This is a genomic window from uncultured Aureimonas sp. (assembly GCF_913775355.1).
In the GTDB taxonomy this organism is placed as follows: Bacteria; Pseudomonadota; Alphaproteobacteria; order Rhizobiales; family Rhizobiaceae; genus Aureimonas.
The window spans coordinates 1-5,749 of the sequence record NZ_CAJYIU010000009.1 but is presented as its reverse complement, the minus strand read 5'-3'; the positions used below and the strand labels follow the sequence as shown (position 1 = coordinate 5,749).

Annotated in this window: 5 protein-coding genes; 2 read left to right on the top strand and 3 right to left on the bottom strand. The window is 68.1% G+C overall.

Going from position 1 to position 5,749, the window contains the following annotated elements:
* Together rpoD and dnaG are read right to left on the bottom strand one after the other, a co-directional pair.
* Positions 1 to 1,548, bottom strand: a 1,548-nt coding sequence (rpoD, locus tag QZ753_RS00820; RefSeq protein WP_294640334.1) for an RNA polymerase sigma factor RpoD, incomplete at its 3' end; no start/stop codon positions are given.
* A 299-nt stretch (positions 1,549 to 1,847) separates the two neighbouring features.
* Positions 1,848 to 3,818: a DNA primase gene (gene dnaG, locus QZ753_RS00815; RefSeq protein WP_294640332.1), complete on the bottom strand. Its 1,971-nt coding sequence runs from the start codon at positions 3,816 to 3,818 to the stop codon at positions 1,848 to 1,850.
* A gap of 153 nt (positions 3,819 to 3,971) precedes the next feature.
* Here dnaG and QZ753_RS00810 point away from each other — a divergent pair, with 153 nt between their 5' ends.
* Both QZ753_RS00810 and QZ753_RS00805 read left to right on the top strand, forming a co-directional pair.
* Positions 3,972 to 4,289, top strand: a complete 318-nt coding sequence (locus QZ753_RS00810) for a chorismate mutase (RefSeq protein WP_055890081.1) — start codon at positions 3,972 to 3,974, stop codon at positions 4,287 to 4,289.
* Complete coding sequence (locus QZ753_RS00805; protein WP_294640328.1) at positions 4,286 to 4,840, top strand: GNAT family N-acetyltransferase; 555 nt, start codon at positions 4,286 to 4,288, stop codon at positions 4,838 to 4,840. The genes QZ753_RS00810 and QZ753_RS00805 overlap by 4 nt, the downstream gene beginning before the upstream one ends.
* Here QZ753_RS00805 and QZ753_RS00800 read toward each other — a convergent pair.
* On the bottom strand, positions 4,837 to 5,286 hold the full coding sequence (locus tag QZ753_RS00800) for a GatB/YqeY domain-containing protein (RefSeq protein ID WP_294640326.1): 450 nt from the start codon (positions 5,284 to 5,286) through the stop codon (positions 4,837 to 4,839). The two genes, QZ753_RS00805 and QZ753_RS00800, sit on opposite strands and share 4 nt — an antisense overlap.
* Between the last annotated feature and the right edge of the window lie 463 nt (positions 5,287 to 5,749).

Sequence of the window (5,749 nt, the reverse complement as noted above, 5' to 3'; positions counted from 1 at the left end):
CAGCATCTGGCGCGAGGTGCGCACGATCTTGTTGATCGTCTCGATCATGTGCACCGGAATGCGGATCGTGCGCGCCTGGTCGGCGATCGAGCGGGTGATCGCCTGCCGGATCCACCATGTCGCATAGGTCGAGAACTTGTAACCGCGGCGGTACTCGAACTTGTCGACGGCCTTCATCAGGCCGATGTTGCCCTCTTGGATGAGGTCCAGGAACTGCAGGCCGCGGTTGGTGTACTTCTTCGCGATCGAGATCACGAGGCGCAGGTTCGCCTCGACCATCTCCTTCTTGGCCTGCCGGGCCTCGCGCTCGCCCTTCTGCACCATGTGGACGATGCGGCGGAACTCGGTGATCTCAAGGCCCGTCTCGGTGGCGAGGTTCTGGATCTCCTGGCGGAGGTTCCGGATGCCGTCCTTCTCGTTCTGGACGAACTTCAGCCAGCCCTTGCCCGAGAGGTTCGCGATCGACTGCGTCCAGTTCGGGTCGAGCTCCGAGCCCTGATAGGTATGCAGGAACTCGTCGCGCTTCACGCCGTGGCTTTCAGCGAGGCGCAGGAGCTTGCCCTCGTTGCCGACGAGCCGCTTGTTGATGTCGTAGAGCTGGGCGACCAGCGCGTCGATGCGGTTCTGGTTGAGGGACAGGCCCTTCACCGCGGCGACGAGGTCTTCCTTCAGCTTGCGATAGGAGCGCTCCTGCGAGGACGACAGCGTGCCCTGCGCGGCAAGACGGTTCTCGACCTGCTGGTCCTGCAGCTTGCGCAGGCGCTTGTAGTTCTCGGCGATCGCGTCGAAGGTCTCCATGACCTGCGGACGGATCTCGGCCTCCATTGCGGCGAGCGAGAGCGAGTTCTCGAGGTCGTCCTCGTCGTCCTCTTCCTCCTCGCCGGGGCGCAGCTCGCCGTTGGGCGCCGGCACGCCGCCCGCCTCGCCGCCCTCGACCGGGGCCGACGGCATCTTGGCCTCGGGGCCGGCATAGGTCGCCTCGAGGTCGACGACCTCGCGGAGCATGATGTTGCCCTCGTTCAGCTCCTCGCGCCAGATGATGATGGCCTGGAAGGTCAGCGGGCTCTCGCAGAGGCCCGCGATCATCGTCTCGCGACCGGCCTCGATGCGCTTGGCGATGGCGATCTCGCCCTCGCGCGACAGAAGCTCGACCGAGCCCATCTCGCGCAGGTACATGCGCACAGGGTCGTCGGTCCGGTCGGAGGTTTCCTTCTTGGTCGTAGTGGCGACGGCGCCCGTCGTGGCCTCGGCGACCTCGGTCGAGCCGGACTCCTCGGACTCCTTCTCCTCCTCGTTCTCGCCTTCCTCGTCCTCGACGACGTTGATGCCCATGTCGGACAGCATCGACATGAGGTCTTCGATCTGCTCGGAGGTCACGTCCTCGGCCGACAGGACCGAGTTCAGCTTGTCCATCGACACGAAGCCGCGCTTCTTCGCGGCCTTAATCATCTTCTTGACGGCGTCGTCCGACAGGTCCAGCAGAGGACTGTCAGGCGTCTCCTGACGCTCCTCGACGGCGGCCTCGCCTTCCTTGACTTTCGTCGCCATGTGCATTCGTCTCCATCTGGCGCGGTCGCTTGCGGAAAGCGGCGCCTCCCGCGCCCATTCCCGCCAGCCTTAACCGCCGGCCGTGAATGATCGATTAACCATGACCCCCGGCGGGTCGCGGTCGATCGGTCGGTTCAAACCATGTCCAACCGGCGGATGAGCCGAGCCCCCGTCGAGCGGGCGCCGGCGTCCGGCCGATGCGTGTTTCGTCTTTCCTGCCGCGAAGTCAAGGGTTTGAAGCATCGCGGATGAATTGGTGGAGCCGGCGCCCCAGAGTCGCGGGGATCGCCGACGGGATTTCAGATACCCTTGGCCGGCCGGCCAGACAGCAGTCCAAACCCGTCTATCAGCGCCTCGGTTCCCGCCAAATTGTTGATTTCCCGATGGATCTCGACAAGCTGCGCATGCGCGAGCTCGTCGCCGTCGGTCGCCAGCGCGGCCTCGGCCGCCCGGAGCTCCCTATGTAGTGACAGGTATCGGTGCTGCAAGTGGAGCGCCTGGCGCACCGCCTCGCGGGCATCCTCCAGCGCCGCCTGCGGCAGGAAGCTCCAGAGCCGCACCGCCTGGAGCTTGGCCTCGCAGGCCTGGAAGGGCTCCAGCAGCATGCGCCGGTCGAGCTCGGCGAGAATCTCGTCGCGCGAATGCGGCTGGCCGTCGGCATAGACGTCGATCACCGCTGAGCGCAGCCGCTCGAGTTCGGGGCTCGTCAGTTCGAGGTCGGCGAAATAATCGAAGGCCTCGCGCAGGAGCAGCGGGTGGTTCACGAAGCCGACGAGGATCGACATCTCGCGCATCGGCGCGGCGCTCGTCCGCGCGCCGCCGCCCAGCAGCGCGCTGCGCGCAAGGCGGTCCGATACCGGCGACCGGCGGCCGGCCCCCGGCGCCGCGCTCCGGCGTGCGCCCCCACCGCCGCCGCCGCCGCCACGCCCATCGTCGCGCCGTCGGTTGTTCCAGTCCCCCCGCCCCCCGCCACCGCGCGAGGGCGCGGGGCCGAAGAAGCCGGCCAGCCGCTCCTCGACGTCCTGGAGGTAATGGCGGCGCACGCTCTCGTCGCCGATCTGGCGCATCATGGCCTTGAGGCGGCCTTCCAGCTCGGCGCGGCGCTCCGGCGTGTCGAAGCTGCCGCCCCCGGTCTCGCGCATCCAGACGAGGTCGGCGAGCGGTCGGGCGCGGTCGAGCACCTCACGCATGGCTTCCGGGCCCGATGCGCGCAGGAGATCGTCGGGATCCTTGCCCTCCGGCAGGAGCGCGAAGCGCAGGGAGCGGCCGGGACGCAGGAGAGGCAGCGCCAGTTCCGCCGCGCGGTTGGCCGCCTTCAGGCCCGCCGCGTCGCCGTCGAAGCAGAGGATCGGCTCGGGCACCGTGCGCCAGAGAAGGTCGAGCTGGCGCTCGGTCAGCGCCGTGCCGAGCGGAGCGACCGCGTTCTCGAAGCCGCCCTGGTGCAGCGCGATCACGTCCATGTAGCCTTCGGCCACGATCAGCGTGTTCGAACCCTTGGACGCCCGCCGGGCGGAGGCGAGGTTGTAGAGCACCTGCCCCTTATGGAAGACGTCGGTCTCCGGCGAGTTGAGGTATTTGGCGGGAACGCCGGCGGCCAGCGCCCGCCCGCCGAAAGCGATCGGCCGCTCGCGGACGTCGAGGATCGGGAACATCACGCGATCGCGGAACCGGTCGTAGGAGACCGCGATCCCCTCGCCGTGCACCACCATGCCGGCGCCCTCGATCTCGGCCTTGCCTACTCCCCGACCCGCGAGGAACTCCTTCAGCCGGTTTCGACTGTCGGGCGCGTAGCCGATGCCGAACGTCTTCTGGACGACCGGATTGAGACCCCGGTCGCGCAGGTAGGCGCGCGCCTTCGCACCGTCTGACTCCTGAAGCGTCTGCCGGAAGAACTCGGCCGACAGGCGCAGCGCATCGAGGAGCGTCGCCTGGGCGTCCTGACGCTTCTCCTCCTCGCGGTCGCGCGCAGGCATCGGCAGGCCCGCCTCGCCGGCCAACCGCTCGACAGCCTCGGGGAAGCTCATGCCCTCGAGTTCGGTGAGAAAGCGGAAATGGTCGCCCGAGACGCCGCAGCCGAAGCAGTGGTAGCGCCCCTTGGCATCCTCGCAGTGGAACGAGGGCGACTTTTCGCCGTGGAAGGGACAGCACGCCCACCAGTCGCCCTTCGACGACTGGGTCTTGCGACGATCCCAGACGACGCGCCGCCCGATCACGTCCGAGATCGGAATGCGGGCACGGATTTCGTCGAGGAACTGGGGCGGAAAGCGCATGGAGTTCATATCGGCTCACGCGGCGCCGAATGCCATAGGTTTCGCCGGGTCCGCCGCTTGTCCACCTCGTTCCACAGGCGCCCTCCGGCTTTGACGGATCGTGGCCGGGCGCTTAATCCAGAGGCCGGAGAGAAACGCCGGACACCAGAGCCCATGGACCAGACCCCCGCCATCCTGCCCGAGCTGCAGTCGCTGCGGAACTCGATCGACAACATCGACGCGGCGATCGTCCATATGCTGGCCGAGCGCTTCCGTTGCACCCAGCGCGTCGGCGTCCTGAAGGCCGAAAACGATCTGCCGCCCGCCGACCCGGCGCGCGAGAAGCGACAGGTGGCGCGCCTGCGCGACCTGGCGGCTTCCGCCCAGCTCGACCCGGATTTCGCCGAGAAGTACCTCGCCTTCGTGGTGCGCGAGGTAATCCGCTACCACGAGGCGGCGGCGCGCGAACTCGCCGAGAAGTCCGCGGGATGAACGCCGCGACCTTCGACCCCGGCGCGACGCTCGTCGGTCCGCGCCTGACGGTTCGAAAGCTCGTGCCGGACGATCTCGACGGCCTCCACGCCGCGGCGTCCGACCCCGAGACCTGGGCCGGCCACCCCGCGAAGGAGCGCTGGAAGCGCGAGGTGTTCGAGCCGTTCTTCGCGACGCTGGTGGCGCTCGGCGGCGCGGTCGCGGTGGAGGACCGCGAGGAGGGACGGATCGTCGGCGGATCGCGGTTCTACGTGCCGCCCGATCAGCCGGGCTCGATCGCGATCGGCTTCACCTTCCTCGACCGCAGCCACTGGGGCGGCCCGGCGAACTTCGAGTGGAAGACGCTGATGCTCACCCACGCCTTCCGGCACTTCGACGAGGTCTGGTTCCACATCGCGCCGAGCAACATCCGCTCGCAGAAGGCGACCGCCAAGCTCGGGGCGGTTCATGCCTACGACGCGCGGCTCGACCTGTCGGGCCAGCCGACGGACTGGCAGTGCCATCGGCTTGCGAGGGCGGACTGGGAAAAGGTGCTCGCGGCGCGCGGCTAGCTGAGGAGCCCGCGCATCACGCTGCCGGCCTCGATGAGGTTCAGCTTGTCGTGATAGCGCTCCTTCAGCGCATTCATGCAGCGGCCGACATCGCGCAGGCCCTTCGAGCCGGTGTCGGATACGATCTGCCGGCACGCCGCCTCGATCTCGCCGCTCGGCACGGGCGCCGGAAGCAGGCTGCGGATCATCTCGGCGGTGGCGTGCTCTGCGGCAGCCTCCTCGACCCGGCCGGCCTCGCGAAGCGTCGTCTCGGCGCTCTCGCGGTGGCGGATCATGCAGTGGAGGAAGCCCACGATGTCGGCGTCCTCGGGGCGGCCCTTGCCGGCCTCGCGGAACGCCGCCTCCTTGTCCTTGAGACCAGCGGCGACCAGCCGAAGCGTCGCGATGCGGCGTTTGTCGCCGCTGGCCATGGCCGCCTGCAATGCGTCTGCGATCTGATCGCGCATTCCAACTCGTCCTGTTCGTCCGCGCGGGCGCCTTTGCGGCGCTATCTTGCGCGGGTCGATCCCCTCCCGTCCGAGACGGACGAGAATGATCGTGTCAGCTTGTGGGAAAATGGTGTGGTTTCGGATGACCGGAAGCGGTCCGCAGCCCTGGCGCTTGTCGAATCCCGTGGATAACTCAAGGCGTTCACCGATCGCCGCATGGCTCTGCCGGCCGCCGCCGCGATCAAGGTTGATGAAGGATTAATGACGCCTGCGGACTTTGGCAAGCGCACGCCTGCCATGCTCCACAGTCATGCATGATCCGGGCGCTCGGCCACGCGAAGGGTTGCGCCGAAGGGCCGATGGCGCGATATGGACGCTCCGGAAGGGTGCGCCCGCGCTCCACGCGCCGATGGCCCCCGAAGGATCTCAAGGAGTAGAGACGATGAGCGACGCCTGGACGCAGAGGAAGCCCACGGCCCTG